The sequence below is a fragment of the Pseudomonas sp. MPB23 genome (genome assembly GCF_046605395.1).
Lineage (GTDB): Bacteria > Pseudomonadota > Gammaproteobacteria > Pseudomonadales > Pseudomonadaceae > Aquipseudomonas.
Window position 1 is genome coordinate 6,793,833 of record NZ_CP176771.1, and the last position, 17,603, is coordinate 6,811,435.

The following is a 17,603-nucleotide window of genomic DNA, read 5'->3' on the forward strand; positions in this document are numbered from 1 at the left end:
TGGATAAGTAAAGAGCGGGGATTCTACCGCTGTTCGGTAACAATCGCCCACTGCGCACTGACCGGCTGTGGATAAATCCCGGGCCCGATGCAGTACAATCGCGACTTTTAATCGCCAACCAGCCGGCCATTCCCATGATCGAACCCAAGCGCGTCCTGCGCGCCCTCGCCGAACACTGGGCCTTACTTGAGCCACTGTGCGAACACTTCGACCAAGGCACCCTGAGCCTGGGCGAACTGCGCGCGCAACTGGCCGCCCAACAACTGGACAGCACGCCCCAGGACATCACCAGCCTGCTGGACGTGTGGATTCGCCTGGATATCCTGGTGCCTGTCGCCAAGAGCCCGAACCGATTCGAGCTCAATGCGCAGATCCACGACTTCCTCGCCTATCTTCGCAAGGAGCACCGGCTTGGCCTGTGTCTGGAAATCGAAGCCTACCTGCGCCACCTCGAGCGCCTGGCCGGTTATATCCAGGACGCCTTCGACATCCGTGACGGCCACGACCTGGCCCGGCAACTGCGCTTGTTGGACATGCGTGTACGCGACGTGCTGAAAAAACTCGCCAACGACGAACAAGCACTCGCCGCCGTGGCCGACCGCGCCAAGACCAGCGACCGCCAGATCCCGTTGCGCCAGCGCTACGCCGAAGTGCTCGCGACCTGGGACGAATACGTCGAACCGATGATCCAACTGGTGAACGCCGACGGCGCCTTCGAGCAAGGCGTGCGCAAGGTCGAGAACGTGCTGCTGCGCCTGCTCACCGAGCAACAGCGCCTCGGCCATCTGGTCGACGACGACATGCTGCTACGCACCCACGCACGCATCCTCGAAATGCAGACCAGCGCCCAATTGACCCTGCGTCACGCCCGCGAATTACTGTTGCCGCTGCGCGAAGAAGCGCGCCGGCACAACGCCGTAACCCGTGGCGCGGCGCTGGCCTTGTCGGCCATTCGCCGTAAGGGCCTGGACGCGGTGCCGCAAGCCGCGATGCCGATGTTCACCCGGCCGCAAAGCACCTTTCTCGGCAGTGCCAGTCAGGTCGAGGCCTATGTATATGCCCTGGCGAACTTCGAGCCGAAACCGGCACGTTTCCCCAAGGCGCACAAATCCCATAAAGGCGAAGCCCAGCGCGCACCGCGCACGGTCAAGGAAATGCTCGAACGCTGCGAAGACGCGCTGCCGATGCCGGACCTGATGACCTGGCTGCTGGAGCAGGAACCGGACGGCGCCACCGACGAATTGCTGTACTGGTTCTCGCGCCTGTCCCGGGAGAAACGCTTCAAGCGCGAGCGCCTGGAACGCCGCGATTACCACACACACGAGCACCAGGTCAGCCTGCGCTCATTCGCCCTGCTCCCGGCCGACACCGACGCCGCCGAGCATTCTGCGAGTACTCCTTATGCATCTTGATCTATCCGAACTGTCCCAGTTGGCGCCGATCTTTCGCGAGCTGTTCAAGGGTTACCACGTCAGTCGCCGCGACCCGGAGCTGTACGCACAACTGTCGAACTTCCAGGACCAATACCGCACGCTGTTCAAGGCCCTGGGCTTTGAGCTGGTGTGCGATACGCGGGGCTTCTACTATTTCGTGCCGGATTCGGCCATCGCCAGCGCGCAGGTGAACAAGACCGCGCAGCGCCTGGCACTCTTTACCTTCATCATTGTCGAGCACCTGGCCGACCAGGGCCGCGACCCGATTGCCGTGCTCGACGGCGGTAGCCTCGGCCGCGATGAACTGCCGTCCTTGCTGGAAAAGTACCGCGACCTGTTTATCCAGGCCGAAGTGCAGACCCAGGAAGAACTCGAAGAAAAAATCATGCGCCGCATGACCCAACTGGGCTTTGCCAGTGAAGACAACGGCATCTATCGCTTCCTGCCGCCGATGCACCGCTTCCTCGATGTGTGCCTGTCGGTGCAGCAGGACCGCGACCTCGCGGCCAGCGTGCACAGCGTATTGCCGCTGCCGGCACCGGTGATCATCGACGAAGACAGCGATGAAAAACTGCTCAAGACCGACGACCCGCTCGACTTGAGCGACTTTGCCGAAGACAGCGAAGAAGACGCCCTGGCCCGCGCCATTGCCGAAGAACAGGAGACCGACGCATGAGCAAGGAACGCTACGGCATCCGCCGCTTCGCCCTATTGAATACCGCCGGCTACAGCCTGGGTTTGTTCCCGCTCGAAGAGCCGCTGTCGGTGTACGGCGCGAACAACCTGGGTAAGTCGGCGTCGATCAACGCCTTGCAGTTCCCGATCCTGGCGCGCATGTCGGACATGAGTTTCGGCAAGTACACCCTGGAACAATCGCGGCGCTTCTACTTCGCCACCGACACCAGTTACATCCTCGTGGAAGTCTCCCTGCCCCACGGCCCGCATGTGATCGGTGTGGTCGGACGCGGCCCTGGCGGTGGTTTCGGTCACCAGTTCTTTGCCTACGCCGGCAAGCTCGACCTGGCCCACTACCAGAAAAACGACACCTGCCTGCGCCAGAAAGAGCTGTTCACCAACCTGGAGCGCGAGGGCCTGAAAGCCTACGAACTCAAGCCCGATGAACTGCGCCGCTTGCTGGTGGGCGGCCACACGTCGATCCCGCTGGACCTGACGCTGATCCCACTGCGTTCCACCAGCGAACAGAGCCTGAAGACCTTCCGCGCGTTGTTTATCAACCTGCTGCACATGCGCGAGATCACCGCGGCCAAGCTCAAGCAACTGTTCCTCGATGCGTTCGAACACAGCCTGCGTTCCGGTAGCGTGGATTACATCGCCGCGTGCGAAGAAGCCTTCCGTGATGTACGGCGCATGGAGCAGGACTACAACTCGCTGGTCGCCGCCGGGCCGTTGGTTGAAGCGCTGGCCAATGGCGTTCGCTTGCGTGATGTGTTGCGCGGCAAGTTGCATCGCCTGTCGCCGCTGCTGGATTCGCTGCTGGGCACCTGGTCGGACTACGCCAGTGCGCGCAAGGAAGAACTGACCCTCCAGGCCGAGCACTATCGTAACGAGCAGGACGCGCTGCAGAACGACCAGCGTGGCGGCACCCAGGAACTGATGCGCCTGGAGCGCGAAATCAGCGGCATCCAGCGTTGGCTGGGCGAGTTGTCGGTGCTCAAGCATCGCTTTGCGCTGGTGGATGACGTCAGGGTACTGGAACAACAATTGCTGGCGGCCAAGGATGCTCACGATGAACTGGCGGGTGCCCTGGCGCAGTCGCGGCAGTTCAGCGCCGAGGACCTGGACGAGCGTCTGCGCGAGCTGGAAAAACGCTTGAAGTCGGTCAAGCAACAGCTCGATCACGCAGACAACAACAGCTACGCCAAACTGCGCGAAGAATTCTCACAGCAGGATGTCGAGCGTCTGATGCGCCTGTTCAACAGTTCGTTGTTCAGCCTGCCGTTGGGCGAGCATGGCATCACCTTGGACGAGGACGGCCAGTGGGTCAAATCCCTGGAGCAGATCCTCGATGGCTTCAAAGGCGAACGCTTTGAAGTGCCGGGGCTGTCCATCGACATCTCCCACATCGAGCCACCGGCCTTGCAGGCCCTGGCGGATCGCGCGGCGTTGCGCGACCAGAAGGAACGCCTGGAAAAAGAACTCAAGCAGCTCAAGACGCAGCAGGCGGTCGCCTCTGACCGCGCCGCGAGCAAGACCCAGACCGAAGCGCTGTATCAACAGGTGCTGGACGCGCAAAAGGCCCTGGAAGATTTCCGCCGCGCGCAAACCCTGAGCGCCGAAGAAGGCGAGAAACTCGAGCAGTTGGCGCAGATGGAAGCGGCCCAGGACGAGTTAAAACGCTCCAGCGATGCATTCACCGAACGCGTCCAGCAACTGTCGGCCAAGCTGCAACTGGTGGGCCGGCAGATCGGCGACATGGAAGCCAAGCAGCGCACCCTGGATGACGCGTTGCGCCGTCGCCAGTTGCTGCCGGCGGATTTGCCATTCGGCACGCCGTTCATGGACCCGGTCGACGATTCCATGGACAACCTGCTGCCGCTGCTCAATGACTATCAGGACAGCTGGCAAGGCTTGCTGCGCGCTGATGGCCAGATCGAAGCGCTGTACGCCCAGGTACGCCTCAAGGGCGTGGCCAAGTTCGACAGCGAGGATGACGTGGAGCGGCGCCTGCAACTGCTGATCAACGCCTATGCTCACCGCACCGACGAAGCCCTGACCCTGGGCAAGGCGCGCCGCGCGGCGGTCACCGATATCGCGCGGACCCTGCGCAATATCCGCAGCGACTACGACAGCCTGGAACACCAACTGGCCCTGTTCAACCGCGAGATCAACAAGCGCCAGGTGTCCAACCTTCAGAGTTTCCGCATCGTGCTGGCGCCGAACAAGGAAGCGCTCAAGCATATCGACCAGATCATCCACAGCGCCGGTCAGTACGAAGAAGGCGAAACGCTGTCGGTGTTCGACTTGAGCCAAAGCGCCGAGCAGGACAACAAGAACGAAGAGGCCAAGGAATACCTGGCGCGCCTGGTGGCGGCCAACCACAACCAGTTGGGCCTCAAGGACTTGTTCGAGCTGGCGTTCGAGATCACCAAGGTGCACGGTCAGCCGGTGATTCACACCGACATCGATGGCGCGGCGTCCAACGGCACCACCATGACCATCAAGGCGCTGACCAACATGTATTTGTTGCTGCACTTGATGGACCGCGACCAGGCCGGGCGTGTGCGCTTGCCGTACTACCTCGACGAAGCGGCCGATATCGACGAGAAGAACCAGGCGGCATTGCTGGAAACCAGTTTGCAACTGGGCTTCGTGCCGATCCTGGCCAGTGTGAAACCGCAGGTGTCTGCCCAGGTGGCCATCGACCTGGAAGGCGGTAGCGGGCCGAACGGGATCTATATCGATGAGGCGGACTGGAAGTACATCCGTCGCCACGATGTGGTGAAGGCGACGGTGAACGTGCAGGCGGATGAGCCGGAGCTGGATGAAGTCTGACGCCCTGCGCTGAAATGCAAAAAGGCCGCGATCTTATGGATCGCGGCCTTTTTTGTGAGCGGGGGAGTTGTAGTGCTCTTTAGGGCCTCGGTCTACTTGCCCAGTTGAATCTTCGGCGCCCAGGTCAGCCATTCGTCTTCGAACTTGTCGAACAACGGAAAGGTTTGCTGCGGCCGTGCGGCGCTGCCCATGCGCTCGCCGTCTGGCGTGGCGAAGGCGATACCGCCCGCGACCAGGGTTTCCAGGGATTCGGTGCGCACCGTTGCGCCTTTGAACAGGCCGAAGTCGAGACCAAAGCCGCTGGTGTTCCAGAAGCGACTGCCGCTGCGTACCAAAGGTGCGTATTTAGGTTCGATCAGGATGTGGATCAGCACGCGGTCGGCGGTCTGGCCCAGTTCGTAGCCGGTGACTTTGCCGACAGTGACTTCACGGTAGGTCACCGGCACGCCTTCCTTCAGCGAACCACGGCGTGCAGCGCTCAGTACCAGGCTCAAGCCCGCCTCTTGGCGAACGGCCTCGGGCGGCTGGTCCAGGGCGACAAAGCTTTTTTGCGGCGCTGCATTTTTCGCGGCCGGCTGCACCTCGATGTATTGCCCGGTGACCAAGGTTTCAAGGTTTGAGGTTTTCATCAGCCCCAACTCAGGCTTGACCACCCAGAACTGGCTGCCGACGCGGGCGATACGGTCCGCCACTTGGGTGATGCGTGCACTGAGCAACACCGACTGCAGGTCGGCACTGAGGTCGACGCTCTCGATCTTGCCCACATCCAGGCCCTTGAAGCGCACCGGCGTGCCCGGACGCATACCATCGGCGCGGTCGACCTTGATGGTCACCAGGGTGCCGTGTTGATTGGCGGCCTCGCGATCGGCGAAGAGCCGGAACCGCGGTATACGTTTTTTCAACGGCACGTTCGGCTCAGGGGTTTCAAAGGCAATACCACCAGACATCAGGCTGGCCAAGGATTCGCTTTTGACCTGAATACCACCGGTAAGTCCGCCAGTGAGCGTGACGCCGCTGGCATTCCAGAAACGTGTCGAACCGTTGACCAGGTTTTCGTATTCCTTCTCGATATGAACGCCGATCACCAATTGCTTGTTCTTGCGCGAGAACTGATAGCTCTGCACCGAACCGACTTTGACCTGTTTGTAGAGGACCGGGCTGCCCACATCCAGGGAGCCGAGGTTGTCGGTGAACAGCACCATGTGCAGGCCGGGGGAACGCAGATCCAGCGGCGGCGCCTTGGCACGGGCGACGTATTCGCGTTGCGGCGCGCTGCCTTTGTCACCAGGGCGGACGGCGATGTAGTTACCTTTGACCAACGCCTCAAGCCCAGTGATACCGGCCAGAGAAATGGAAGGCTTGACCACCCAGAACTGGGTGTCCTGCACCAGGTAATCTTCGGCCAACGGGTCGAGGGTAAGCTCGGCGTTGGCGCTGGACAGGTCGGGATCGATCTTCAAGGTTTTCAAGCTACCGACCTGAATGCCTTTGTACATGACCGGCGTCCGTCCAGCTTGCAGGCCTTCGAAGTCGGTCAGTTTGACCTTGACCTTGATACCGGCCGCGGCGGCGTCGAAATCTTCATATAAACGGAACGGCAGGCTCGGATCGGTCGGCGGGCTGTCTTTGCGATTTTCCGGCGTGGCAAAGGCGATACCACCCGCGACGATGCTGGAAAGAGATTCGCTGCGCACCTTCACGCCGGAGAGGTTGGCGTCGATGCTGATGCCGCTGGCGTTCCAGAAACGTGTGTGTTTGCGCACCAGGCTGGCGTAGGTCGGTTCGATATAGACCTTGATCTCGACGGTGCTCTGGTCCTCTGAGAGCAGGTAGCTTTTGACCTGCCCGACCTGAATTTGCTTGTAGAACACGGGGCTGCCACGGTTCAACGAGCCGAGTCGATCGGCCTTGATGGTCAGATGAAGACCGGGCTTGGCATCGGACAAGGGTGGCTCTTCGGACAGCGCCTTGAATTTGCGTGTGGACTCACCGTCGCCCGGGCTGGCGGCGATATAGTTACCCGACACCAGGGTTTCCAAGCCGGTGATGCCCGCCAGGCTGACGCTAGGCTTTACCAACCAGAAGCGGGTGTTGGTCTTGAGGTACTGTTCGACGTCCTTGTCCATCTCGATGGTCGCAATCACCCCGCGATTGTTGCCCTCGTCGTCCAGGGCCAGGGTCTTGACCTTGCCCACGGGCATACCTTTATAGACCACTTCGGTCTTGTTGGCCTGGATGCCTTCGCCGCTCTCAAAGCGCACCTGGATCTCGATGCCCTGCTGGGAATAGGCACGCCACCCTAGCCAACCGCCGATAATCAAGGCAATCAGGGGCAACACCCAAATAGCCGACCAGTTAGAAGCCGGTCGGGTTTTAGCTTTAGGCAAATCACTCATGGTCGTCGTCCGACTCCGTGTTATCCCAAATCAGTCGGGGATCAAAAGTTACTGCGGCAAGCATCGTCAAGATCACCACACTGGCGAACGCCGCCGCGCCGAGGTTGGCCTCGACACTGGCAAGCCGTCCAAAGTTTACAACCGCCACCAGGATGGCGATCACGAAGATATCCAGCATGGACCAGCGGCCGATGAATTCGATAAAGCGGTACATGATAATCCGTTGTTGCGCGGACAGCGGTTGGTGACGTTGCACCGAGAACAGTAGCAAACCAATACCTACGAGCTTGAACGTCGGCACCAGGATGCTCGCGATAAACACCACGGCGGCGATGGGGAACATGCCGTGCTGCACCAGTTGGATCACGCCGGACATGATGGTACTGGGATCGCCCTGGCCGAGGGAATTGACAGTCATAATCGGTAGCAGGTTGGCCGGGATATAAAGAATCGCAGCGGTGATCAGCAAAGCCCAGGTGCGCGTCAGGCTGTTGGGGCGACGCGCATGGACCAGCGCGCCGCAGCGGGTGCATGTTTGCTCATCGGTGTCCGGTTCTTGTTTGTTCAGTTCGTGGCATTCGGTACAAATCAGAATGCCTGCATCAATCGCCCGCATGATCATCCTCTCCTGACAGTGATTGCCAGATCTGGTGGGGCGACATCACCACCTCAAGCAGAACCTGAACCATTAATAGGCTGACGAAGCAGACCAGACCCAGGCCAATAGTGATGGAAGCCATGTCGGCGAGCTTTACGATCGCCACCAGGACGCCCATCAGGTAAACCTCCAACATCCCCCAATCTTTCAGGTGATGGTATATGCGGTAGAGCAGCAGCCCGTAACTGCGGCCGATGTTCCAGCGAATGCTGAGCAGCACCGCCAATTGGCAGAGCAACTTGAGCAGGGGAATACCCATGCTGCACAGGAACACAACGGCGGCGACGCCCCGCATGCCGGTGTCGAACAGGCCGACGACGCCGGTCCACACGGTGTCCTCTGAGGACTGTCCGAGTAGATTGAGCTGCATGATGGGCAAAAAGTTCGCGGGGATGTACAACAATAGCGCTGCCAAGACTAAGGCGAGGCTTCGTTCGACGACGTTGTGGCGATGCGCGTACAGCTCGTAACCGCAGCGCGGACACTGGGCTTTTTCGCCGAGGGCGAGCACAGGTTTGCGCATCAATAAATCGCACTCATGACATGCCACCAGGTCGTCCAGGGATAAATCCGACACCTTGGGGGCATCAACCGGATCGGGCATAGAAAGGGCTCGGACGCTAAAAAAGGTTAGGTGCCTATTCTAGTAGTCTGGTTCAGAAATAACTGCGTAATTTTGTCCAGTACCGAGTGGGTGCGAGCCTCTTCGTACTTTCCGAACGCCCAAAACAAAACCCCTGTCTGCGTAAGCAAACAGGGGTTTCGGAATTTAATCTTGACAATGACCTACTCTCACATGGGGAAACCCCACACTACCATCGGCGATGCATCGTTTCACTACTGAGTTCGGGATGGGATCAGGTGGTTCCAATGCTCTATGGTCGTCAAGAAATTCGGGTACTGACTCGTGACCTGATGGCCTCGCTTCAGCAAATTGGGTACGTGATAGCAATCGGTGTTTTGTGAGATTCGAACTTTCGGTTCATTTCGTCTTCACACACCGCAATCTGGCCTTTCGACGCAAATTGCTTGGGTGTTATATGGTCAAGCCTCACGGGCAATTAGTATTGGTTAGCTCAACGCCTCACAGCGCTTACACACCCAACCTATCAACGTCGTAGTCTTCGACGGCCCTTCAGGGGACTCAAGGTCCCAGTGAGATCTCATCTTGAGGCTAGTTTCCCGCTTAGATGCTTTCAGCGGTTATCTATTCCGAACATAGCTACCCGGCAATGCCACTGGCGTGACAACCGGAACACCAGAGGTTCGTCCACTCCGGTCCTCTCGTACTAGGAGCAGCCCCTCTCAAATCTCAAACGTCCACGGCAGATAGGGACCGAACTGTCTCACGACGTTCTAAACCCAGCTCGCGTACCACTTTAAATGGCGAACAGCCATACCCTTGGGACCGGCTTCAGCCCCAGGATGTGATGAGCCGACATCGAGGTGCCAAACACCGCCGTCGATATGAACTCTTGGGCGGTATCAGCCTGTTATCCCCGGAGTACCTTTTATCCGTTGAGCGATGGCCCTTCCATACAGAACCACCGGATCACTAAGACCTACTTTCGTACCTGCTCGACGTGTCTGTCTCGCAGTCAAGCGCGCTTTTGCCTTTATACTCTACGACCGATTTCCGACCGGTCTGAGCGCACCTTCGTACTCCTCCGTTACTCTTTAGGAGGAGACCGCCCCAGTCAAACTACCCACCATACACTGTCCTCGATCCGGATAACGGACCTGAGTTAGAACCTCAAAGTTGCCAGGGTGGTATTTCAAGGTTGGCTCCACGCGAACTGGCGTCCACGCTTCAAAGCCTCCCACCTATCCTACACAAGCAAATTCAAAGTCCAGTGCAAAGCTATAGTAAAGGTTCACGGGGTCTTTCCGTCTAGCCGCGGATACACTGCATCTTCACAGCGATTTCAATTTCACTGAGTCTCGGGTGGAGACAGCGCCGCCATCGTTACGCCATTCGTGCAGGTCGGAACTTACCCGACAAGGAATTTCGCTACCTTAGGACCGTTATAGTTACGGCCGCCGTTTACCGGGGCTTCGATCAAGAGCTTCGCGTTAGCTAACCCCATCAATTAACCTTCCGGCACCGGGCAGGCGTCACACCCTATACGTCCACTTTCGTGTTTGCAGAGTGCTGTGTTTTTAATAAACAGTCGCAGCGGCCTGGTATCTTCGACCGGCATGGGCTTACGGAGCAAGTCCTTCACCCTCACCGGCGCACCTTCTCCCGAAGTTACGGTGCCATTTTGCCTAGTTCCTTCACCCGAGTTCTCTCAAGCGCCTTGGTATTCTCTACCCAACCACCTGTGTCGGTTTGGGGTACGGTTCCTGGTTACCTGAAGCTTAGAAGCTTTTCTTGGAAGCATGGCATCAACCACTTCGTCATCTAAAAGATAACTCGTCATCAGCTCTCGGCCTTAAGATCCCGGATTTACCTAAGATCTCAGCCTACCACCTTAAACTTGGACAACCAACGCCAAGCTGGCCTAGCCTTCTCCGTCCCTCCATCGCAATAACCAGAAGTACAGGAATATTAACCTGTTTTCCATCGACTACGCTTTTCAGCCTCGCCTTAGGGACCGACTAACCCTGCGTCGATTAACGTTGCGCAGGAAACCTTGGTCTTTCGGCGTGGGTGTTTTTCACACCCATTATCGTTACTCATGTCAGCATTCGCACTTCTGATACCTCCAGCAAGCTTCTCAACTCACCTTCACAGGCTTACAGAACGCTCCTCTACCGCATCACCTAAGTGATACCCGTAGCTTCGGTGTATGGTTTGAGCCCCGTTACATCTTCCGCGCAGGCCGACTCGACTAGTGAGCTATTACGCTTTCTTTAAAGGGTGGCTGCTTCTAAGCCAACCTCCTAGCTGTCTAAGCCTTCCCACATCGTTTCCCACTTAACCATAACTTTGGGACCTTAGCTGACGGTCTGGGTTGTTTCCCTTTTCACGACGGACGTTAGCACCCGCCGTGTGTCTCCCATGCTCGGCACTTGTAGGTATTCGGAGTTTGCATCGGTTTGGTAAGTCGGGATGACCCCCTAGCCGAAACAGTGCTCTACCCCCTACAGTGATACATGAGGCGCTACCTAAATAGCTTTCGAGGAGAACCAGCTATCTCCGAGCTTGATTAGCCTTTCACTCCGATCCACAGGTCATCCGCTAACTTTTCAACGGTAGTCGGTTCGGTCCTCCAGTTAGTGTTACCCAACCTTCAACCTGCCCATGGATAGATCGCCCGGTTTCGGGTCTATTCCCAGCGACTAGACGCCCTATTAAGACTCGCTTTCGCTACGCCTCCCCTATTCGGTTAAGCTCGCCACTGAAAATAAGTCGCTGACCCATTATACAAAAGGTACGCAGTCACAGAACAAAGTCTGCTCCCACTGCTTGTACGCATACGGTTTCAGGATCTATTTCACTCCCCTCTCCGGGGTTCTTTTCGCCTTTCCCTCACGGTACTAGTTCACTATCGGTCAGTCAGTAGTATTTAGCCTTGGAGGATGGTCCCCCCATATTCAGACAAAGTTTCTCGTGCTCCGTCCTACTCGATTTCATGACTAAGAGATTTTCGCGTACAGGGCTATCACCCACTATGGCCGCACTTTCCAGAGCGTTCCGCTAATCTCAAAGCCACTTAAGGGCTAGTCCCCGTTCGCTCGCCACTACTAAGGGAATCTCGGTTGATTTCTTTTCCTCAGGGTACTTAGATGTTTCAGTTCCCCTGGTTCGCCCCTTACACCTATGTATTCAGTGTAAGGTAACCATCTTATGATGGCTGGGTTCCCCCATTCAGACATCTCCGGATCAAAGTCTGTTTGCCGACTCCCCGAAGCTTTTCGCAGGCTACCACGTCTTTCATCGCCTCTGACTGCCAAGGCATCCACCGTATGCGCTTCTTCACTTGACCATATAACCCCAAGCAATCTGGTTATACTGTGAAGACGACATTCGCCGAAAATTCGATACTCTCAATTAAGAGAACTCACAAATTTTACCTTAGCCTGATCCGTTACCAGTGAAAGTAACGTTCAGTCTATCTTTCTATCACATACCCAAATTTTTAAAGAACGATCTAATCAAAGACTAGAAATCAACATTCACCATCATCACGATGGAATGCTCATTTCTAAGCTTTCAACTTCCAGAAGCAGTAGTGGTGGAGCCAAACGGGATCGAACCGTTGACCTCCTGCGTGCAAGGCAGGCGCTCTCCCAGCTGAGCTATGGCCCCGTATTTCTACAGGCGTTTCCCACACAAAATTGGTGGGTCTGGGCAGATTCGAACTGCCGACCTCACCCTTATCAGGGGTGCGCTCTAACCAACTGAGCTACAGACCCAATTTCGGGCTGCTTCTTATCGTCTTCTTCAATGAATCAAGCAATTCGTGTGGGAACTTATGGATCAGCTGATGTCGTCGATTAAGGAGGTGATCCAGCCGCAGGTTCCCCTACGGCTACCTTGTTACGACTTCACCCCAGTCATGAATCACACCGTGGTAACCGTCCTCCCGAGGGTTAGACTAGCTACTTCTGGTGCAACCCACTCCCATGGTGTGACGGGCGGTGTGTACAAGGCCCGGGAACGTATTCACCGCGACATTCTGATTCGCGATTACTAGCGATTCCGACTTCACGCAGTCGAGTTGCAGACTGCGATCCGGACTACGATCGGTTTTCTGGGATTAGCTCCACCTCGCGGCTTGGCAACCCTCTGTACCGACCATTGTAGCACGTGTGTAGCCCAGGCCGTAAGGGCCATGATGACTTGACGTCATCCCCACCTTCCTCCGGTTTGTCACCGGCAGTCTCCTTAGAGTGCCCACCATAACGTGCTGGTAACTAAGGACAAGGGTTGCGCTCGTTACGGGACTTAACCCAACATCTCACGACACGAGCTGACGACAGCCATGCAGCACCTGTCTCAATGTTCCCGAAGGCACCAATCTATCTCTAGAAAGTTCATTGGATGTCAAGGCCTGGTAAGGTTCTTCGCGTTGCTTCGAATTAAACCACATGCTCCACCGCTTGTGCGGGCCCCCGTCAATTCATTTGAGTTTTAACCTTGCGGCCGTACTCCCCAGGCGGTCAACTTAATGCGTTAGCTGCGCCACTAAGAGCTCAAGGCTCCCAACGGCTAGTTGACATCGTTTACGGCGTGGACTACCAGGGTATCTAATCCTGTTTGCTCCCCACGCTTTCGCACCTCAGTGTCAGTATTAGTCCAGGTGGTCGCCTTCGCCACTGGTGTTCCTTCCTATATCTACGCATTTCACCGCTACACAGGAAATTCCACCACCCTCTACCATACTCTAGTCAGTCAGTTTTGAATGCAGTTCCCAGGTTGAGCCCGGGGATTTCACATCCAACTTAACAAACCACCTACGCGCGCTTTACGCCCAGTAATTCCGATTAACGCTTGCACCCTCTGTATTACCGCGGCTGCTGGCACAGAGTTAGCCGGTGCTTATTCTGTCGGTAACGTCAAAACAATCACGTATTAGGTAACTGCCCTTCCTCCCAACTTAAAGTGCTTTACAATCCGAAGACCTTCTTCACACACGCGGCATGGCTGGATCAGGCTTTCGCCCATTGTCCAATATTCCCCACTGCTGCCTCCCGTAGGAGTCTGGACCGTGTCTCAGTTCCAGTGTGACTGATCATCCTCTCAGACCAGTTACGGATCGTCGCCTTGGTGAGCCATTACCCCACCAACTAGCTAATCCGACCTAGGCTCATCTGATAGCGCAAGGCCCGAAGGTCCCCTGCTTTCTCCCGTAGGACGTATGCGGTATTAGCGTCCGTTTCCGAACGTTATCCCCCACTACCAGGCAGATTCCTAGGCATTACTCACCCGTCCGCCGCTCTCAAGAGAAGCAAGCTTCTCTCTACCGCTCGACTTGCATGTGTTAGGCCTGCCGCCAGCGTTCAATCTGAGCCATGATCAAACTCTTCAGTTCAAACATCTTTGGGTTTTTAAGAAACCCTAAACTTGGCTCAGCAATCGTTGGTTACATCTTTGATTTCTCGCGGAGTAACTTGCGATGCTGATAATCTTGTTGACTATCAGTCTGACTCCACAAGCACCCACACGAATTGCTTGACTCAGTTGTTAAAGAGCGGTTGGTTAAGATCTTTCGTCTCAACCGAGGCGCGCATTCTACAGCAGCCTCATTTGCTGTCAAGTGATTATTTTCAGAAGTTTTCGAGGGCTTCCTCAACAACTTCAACCACTTGCGCTTCCGATCTCTCGTTAGCGGGAGGCGAATTCTACAGCGTTACACGCTGCTGTCAACACCTCTTTTTCTCCGCTTTCGACCGAGAGGATCGAAACGTTAATAGAGCCAAACTACGCTGCCCTACCAACTCCTTCTGGGCTTCGATGAACTGAAGCAGGTCGCTGTCGAATCTTGCATAACTCTTTGTTTACCAAGGAGTTTTCCGTTTCGACTGCGCCGGAAGTGGGGCGAATTATAGACTTCCAGAATCTGCCGTCAACTCCTTTTTTCACATTTCTGTCATATCAGTCAAAAGGGGCTCTAAAATACAAAAGCCGGCCCCTAGGGGCCGGCTTTTGTTCATTCAACCTTACAAGCTGGGAAACGCGAACTGCGACGCTTCATGGCTGGCCCGTTGCGGCCAGCGCTGGGTGATTGCCTTGCGCCGGGTATAGAAACGCACCCCATCCGGCCCATAGGCATGCAAGTCGCCAAACAGCGAGCGCTTCCAACCACCGAAGCTGTGGTACGCCACCGGTACCGGCAGTGGAACGTTCACGCCAACCATGCCCACTTCAATCTCATCACAGAACAAACGCGCCGCCTCACCGTCACGGGTGAAAATGCAGGTGCCGTTGCCGTATTCATGATCGTTGATCAGTTGCATCGCCGCTTCCAGGCTGTTCACTCGCACGACACACAGCACTGGCCCGAAGATCTCTTCCTTATAGATGCGCATCTCAGGCGTAACACGGTCGAACAAGCTGCCGCCCAGGAAGAAGCCTTCTTCGTGCCCGGCAATGCTCAGCCCTCGACCATCAACCACCAGCTCCGCACCGGAAGCCACACCGTCTTCGATGTAGCCGCTGACTTTGTCGCGCGCCTGCCCTGTCACCAAGGGACCCATGTCTAGCCCACAGGTGGTGCCTGCGCCAATCTTCAACGCCTTGATCTGCGGCACCAGCTTGGCAATCAACGCATCCGCCACCTGATCACCCACGCACACGGCAACCGAGATCGCCATGCAACGCTCACCGCAGGAACCATAGGCCGCGCCCATCAGCGCACTGACCGCGTTATCCAGATCGGCATCCGGCATCAACACCGCATGGTTCTTCGCTCCGCCCAGCGCCTGCACGCGTTTACCGCGCTTGGTCGCCTCGGCATAGATGTACTCGGCAATCGGCGTCGAGCCCACAAAGCTCAGCGCTTTGACTTCAGGCGCTTCGATCAATGCATCCACCGCGCCTTTGTCGCCGTGCACCACGCTCAGCACGCCTTTAGGCAGACCCGCTTCCTGCAGCAGTTGCGCAATCAGCAGCGTCGAACTCGGATCGCGCTCCGACGGTTTGAGGATGAAGCAGTTACCGCAGACGATCGCCAGCGGGTACATCCACAGCGGTACCATCGCCGGGAAATTGAACGGGGTAATACCCGCCACTACGCCCAATGGCTGAAAGTCCGACCAGGCATCAATGTTCGGCCCCACGTTGCGGCTGTACTCGCCTTTGAGAATCTCCGGTGCCGAGCACGCGTATTCCACGTTCTCGATCCCGCGCTTGAGTTCGCCGGCCGCGTCTTCGAGCGTCTTGCCGTGCTCTTCGCTGATCAACTGCGAGATACGCGCTTCGTTCTGCTCCAGCAATTGCTTGAAGCGGAACATTACCTGAGCGCGCCTGGCCGCCGGGGTATTACGCCATGCCGGAAACGCAGCCTTGGCCGAGTCAATCGCACTCTGAATGGTCTCACGACTGGCCAGCGGCACCTGGTGGATCACCTGGCCGGTGGATGGGTTGTACACATCGGCAGTACGACCGGACTCGCTGACCAACTGGCCGTTGATCAAATGCTGGATGAGGCTCATGCAGGGCTCCTGAAAAATTGTTCTATATAGAAGGAGAAATCAGTCGATCTTGTTCAGCACTTCGCCGACCGCGTCGAACAGACGATCCAGGTCCTGCGGCTTGCTGTTGAAGGTTGGCCCGAACTGCAGGGTGTCGCCGCCGAAGCGCACATAGAACCCGGCCTTCCACAAAGCCATACCGGCCTCGAATGGACGTACGATCGCATCACCATCACGCGGGGCAATCTGGATCGCACCAGCCAGGCCGTAGTTACGGATGTCGATCACGTTCTTGCTGCCCTTCACACCGTGCAGCACATTCTCAAAGTGCGGGGCGATTTCGGCTACGCTCTGCACCAGGTTTTCCTTCTGCAACAGGTCCAATGCAGCCAAGCCCGCCGCGCAAGCCACCGGATGCGCCGAGTAGGTGTAGCCGTGGGGGAATTCCACCGCGTACTCAGGCGTCGCCTGGTTCATGAAGGTCTGATAGATCTCGCTGCTGGCAATCACCGCGCCCATTGGGATCGCGCCGTTGGTGACTTGCTTGGCGATGCACATCAGGTCCGGCGTCACACCGAAGCTGTCGGCACCGAACATCGAACCGGTGCGGCCGAAACCGGTGATCACTTCGTCGAATACCAACAGGATGTTGTGCTGGTCGCAGATTTCACGCAGACGCTTGAGGTAGCCCTGTGGCGGCACCAGTACGCCTGCGGAGCCGGCCATTGGCTCGACAAATACAGCGGCGATGTTCGAGGCATCATGCAGTTCGATCAGCTTGAGCAGCTCATCGGCCAACGCGATACCGCCCTGCTCCGGCATACCACGGGAGAAAGCATTACTTGCCAGCAAGGTGTGAGGCAGATGATCAACGTCCATCATCGCCTGCCCAAACATCTTACGGTTGCCGTTGACGCCGCCCAGGCTGGTGCCGGCGATGTTCACACCGTGATACCCACGGGCGCGGCCGATCATCTTGGTCTTGGTGGCCTGGCCTTTCAGACGCCAGTAGGCACGCACCATTTTCACCGCTGTATCGGCGCACTCGGAGCCGGAGTCGGTGAAAAATACGTGGTTCAGGTTGCCCGGGGTCAAGTCGGTAATCTTTTCCGCCAGTTGGAAGGACAACGGATGACCATATTGGAAGCCTGGGGAGTAGTCCAAGGTGCCCAATTGTTTGGCAACCGCTTCCTGGATTTCCTTGCGCGTGTGCCCGGCGCCGCACGTCCACAACCCCGACAACGAATCATAGACCTTGCGGCCCTTGTCATCGGTCAACCAACTGCCTTCGGCGGCCACGATCAGGCGCGGGTCGCGCTGGAAGTTACGGTTGGCGGTGTAAGGCATCCAGTGAGCGTCCAACTTCAGTTGGCTGGCCAGGGACGATGGGGCGTTTTCGGGCATGTTCATCAGCAAAACCTCGCAGGGCAAAAGGCAGCGTCGGGATTGAAAAGCGTTCTTGCAGCTAAATTGCCACGGGGATAAAGTCGATGAAATCCAACTCTTCTAACCTTCAGTCAG

8 protein-coding genes, 2 tRNA genes and 3 rRNA genes are annotated in these 17,603 nt (G+C 57.1%); 3 read left to right on the top strand and 10 right to left on the bottom strand.

Going from position 1 to position 17,603, the window contains the following annotated elements; genetic code table 11:
- Window positions 1-134: 134 nt before the first annotated feature.
- Genes mksB through mksF form a run of 3 tightly spaced genes read left to right on the top strand, consistent with a single transcriptional unit; the run spans window position 135 to window position 4,946 of the window.
- Window positions 135-1,412: an Mks condensin complex protein MksB gene (gene mksB / locus ACLH0J_RS31110; protein WP_411390349.1), complete on the top strand. Its 1,278-nt coding sequence runs from the start codon at window positions 135-137 to the stop codon at window positions 1,410-1,412.
- A complete protein-coding gene (mksE, locus tag ACLH0J_RS31115) occupies window positions 1,402-2,109 on the top strand; it encodes an Mks condensin complex protein MksE (RefSeq protein WP_411390350.1) in 708 nt (235 codons plus the stop codon). The genes mksB and mksE overlap by 11 nt, the downstream gene beginning before the upstream one ends.
- Complete coding sequence (mksF, locus tag ACLH0J_RS31120; protein WP_411390351.1) at window positions 2,106-4,946, top strand: Mks condensin complex protein MksF; 2,841 nt, start codon at window positions 2,106-2,108, stop codon at window positions 4,944-4,946. Before mksE ends, mksF begins: the two co-directional genes overlap by 4 nt.
- Window positions 4,947-5,038: 92 nt before the next feature.
- On the opposite strand, the gene ACLH0J_RS31125 is transcribed toward mksF, so the two are convergent.
- The 10 genes from ACLH0J_RS31125 to ACLH0J_RS31170 form a co-directional block, all read right to left on the bottom strand.
- Window positions 5,039-7,342, bottom strand: a complete 2,304-nt coding sequence (locus ACLH0J_RS31125) for an MlaD family protein (RefSeq protein ID WP_411390352.1) — start codon at window positions 7,340-7,342, stop codon at window positions 5,039-5,041.
- The gene (locus tag ACLH0J_RS31130) at window positions 7,335-7,958 is read right to left on the bottom strand and encodes a paraquat-inducible protein A (RefSeq protein WP_046384829.1); all 624 of its coding nucleotides are present in this window, start codon (window positions 7,956-7,958) and stop codon (window positions 7,335-7,337) included. The genes ACLH0J_RS31125 and ACLH0J_RS31130 overlap by 8 nt, the downstream gene beginning before the upstream one ends.
- Window positions 7,945-8,604, bottom strand: coding sequence for a paraquat-inducible protein A (locus ACLH0J_RS31135; protein ID WP_411390353.1), 660 nt, complete (start codon window positions 8,602-8,604; stop codon window positions 7,945-7,947). Before ACLH0J_RS31135 ends, ACLH0J_RS31130 begins: the two co-directional genes overlap by 14 nt.
- 169 nt (window positions 8,605-8,773) lie before the next feature.
- Window positions 8,774-8,889, bottom strand: a 5S ribosomal RNA gene (gene rrf / locus ACLH0J_RS31140).
- Between the two features lie 151 nt (window positions 8,890-9,040).
- Window positions 9,041-11,932: ribosomal RNA gene (locus ACLH0J_RS31145) — 23S ribosomal RNA — on the bottom strand.
- Window positions 11,933-12,179: 247 nt separating this feature from the next.
- Window positions 12,180-12,255: transfer RNA gene (locus tag ACLH0J_RS31150), tRNA-Ala, on the bottom strand.
- Between the two features lie 30 nt (window positions 12,256-12,285).
- Window positions 12,286-12,362, bottom strand: a tRNA-Ile gene (locus tag ACLH0J_RS31155).
- A gap of 82 nt (window positions 12,363-12,444) precedes the next feature.
- Window positions 12,445-13,981 (bottom strand): 16S ribosomal RNA (locus ACLH0J_RS31160).
- The 16S, 23S and 5S rRNA genes sit together here with 2 tRNA genes alongside, the layout of an rRNA operon.
- A 628-nt stretch (window positions 13,982-14,609) precedes the next feature.
- Complete coding sequence (locus ACLH0J_RS31165) at window positions 14,610-16,103, bottom strand: CoA-acylating methylmalonate-semialdehyde dehydrogenase (protein WP_411390354.1); 1,494 nt, start codon at window positions 16,101-16,103, stop codon at window positions 14,610-14,612.
- 39 nt (window positions 16,104-16,142) lie between these two features.
- Window positions 16,143-17,492, bottom strand: a complete 1,350-nt coding sequence (locus tag ACLH0J_RS31170; protein WP_411390355.1) for an aspartate aminotransferase family protein — start codon at window positions 17,490-17,492, stop codon at window positions 16,143-16,145.
- Between the last annotated feature and the right edge of the window lie 111 nt (window positions 17,493-17,603).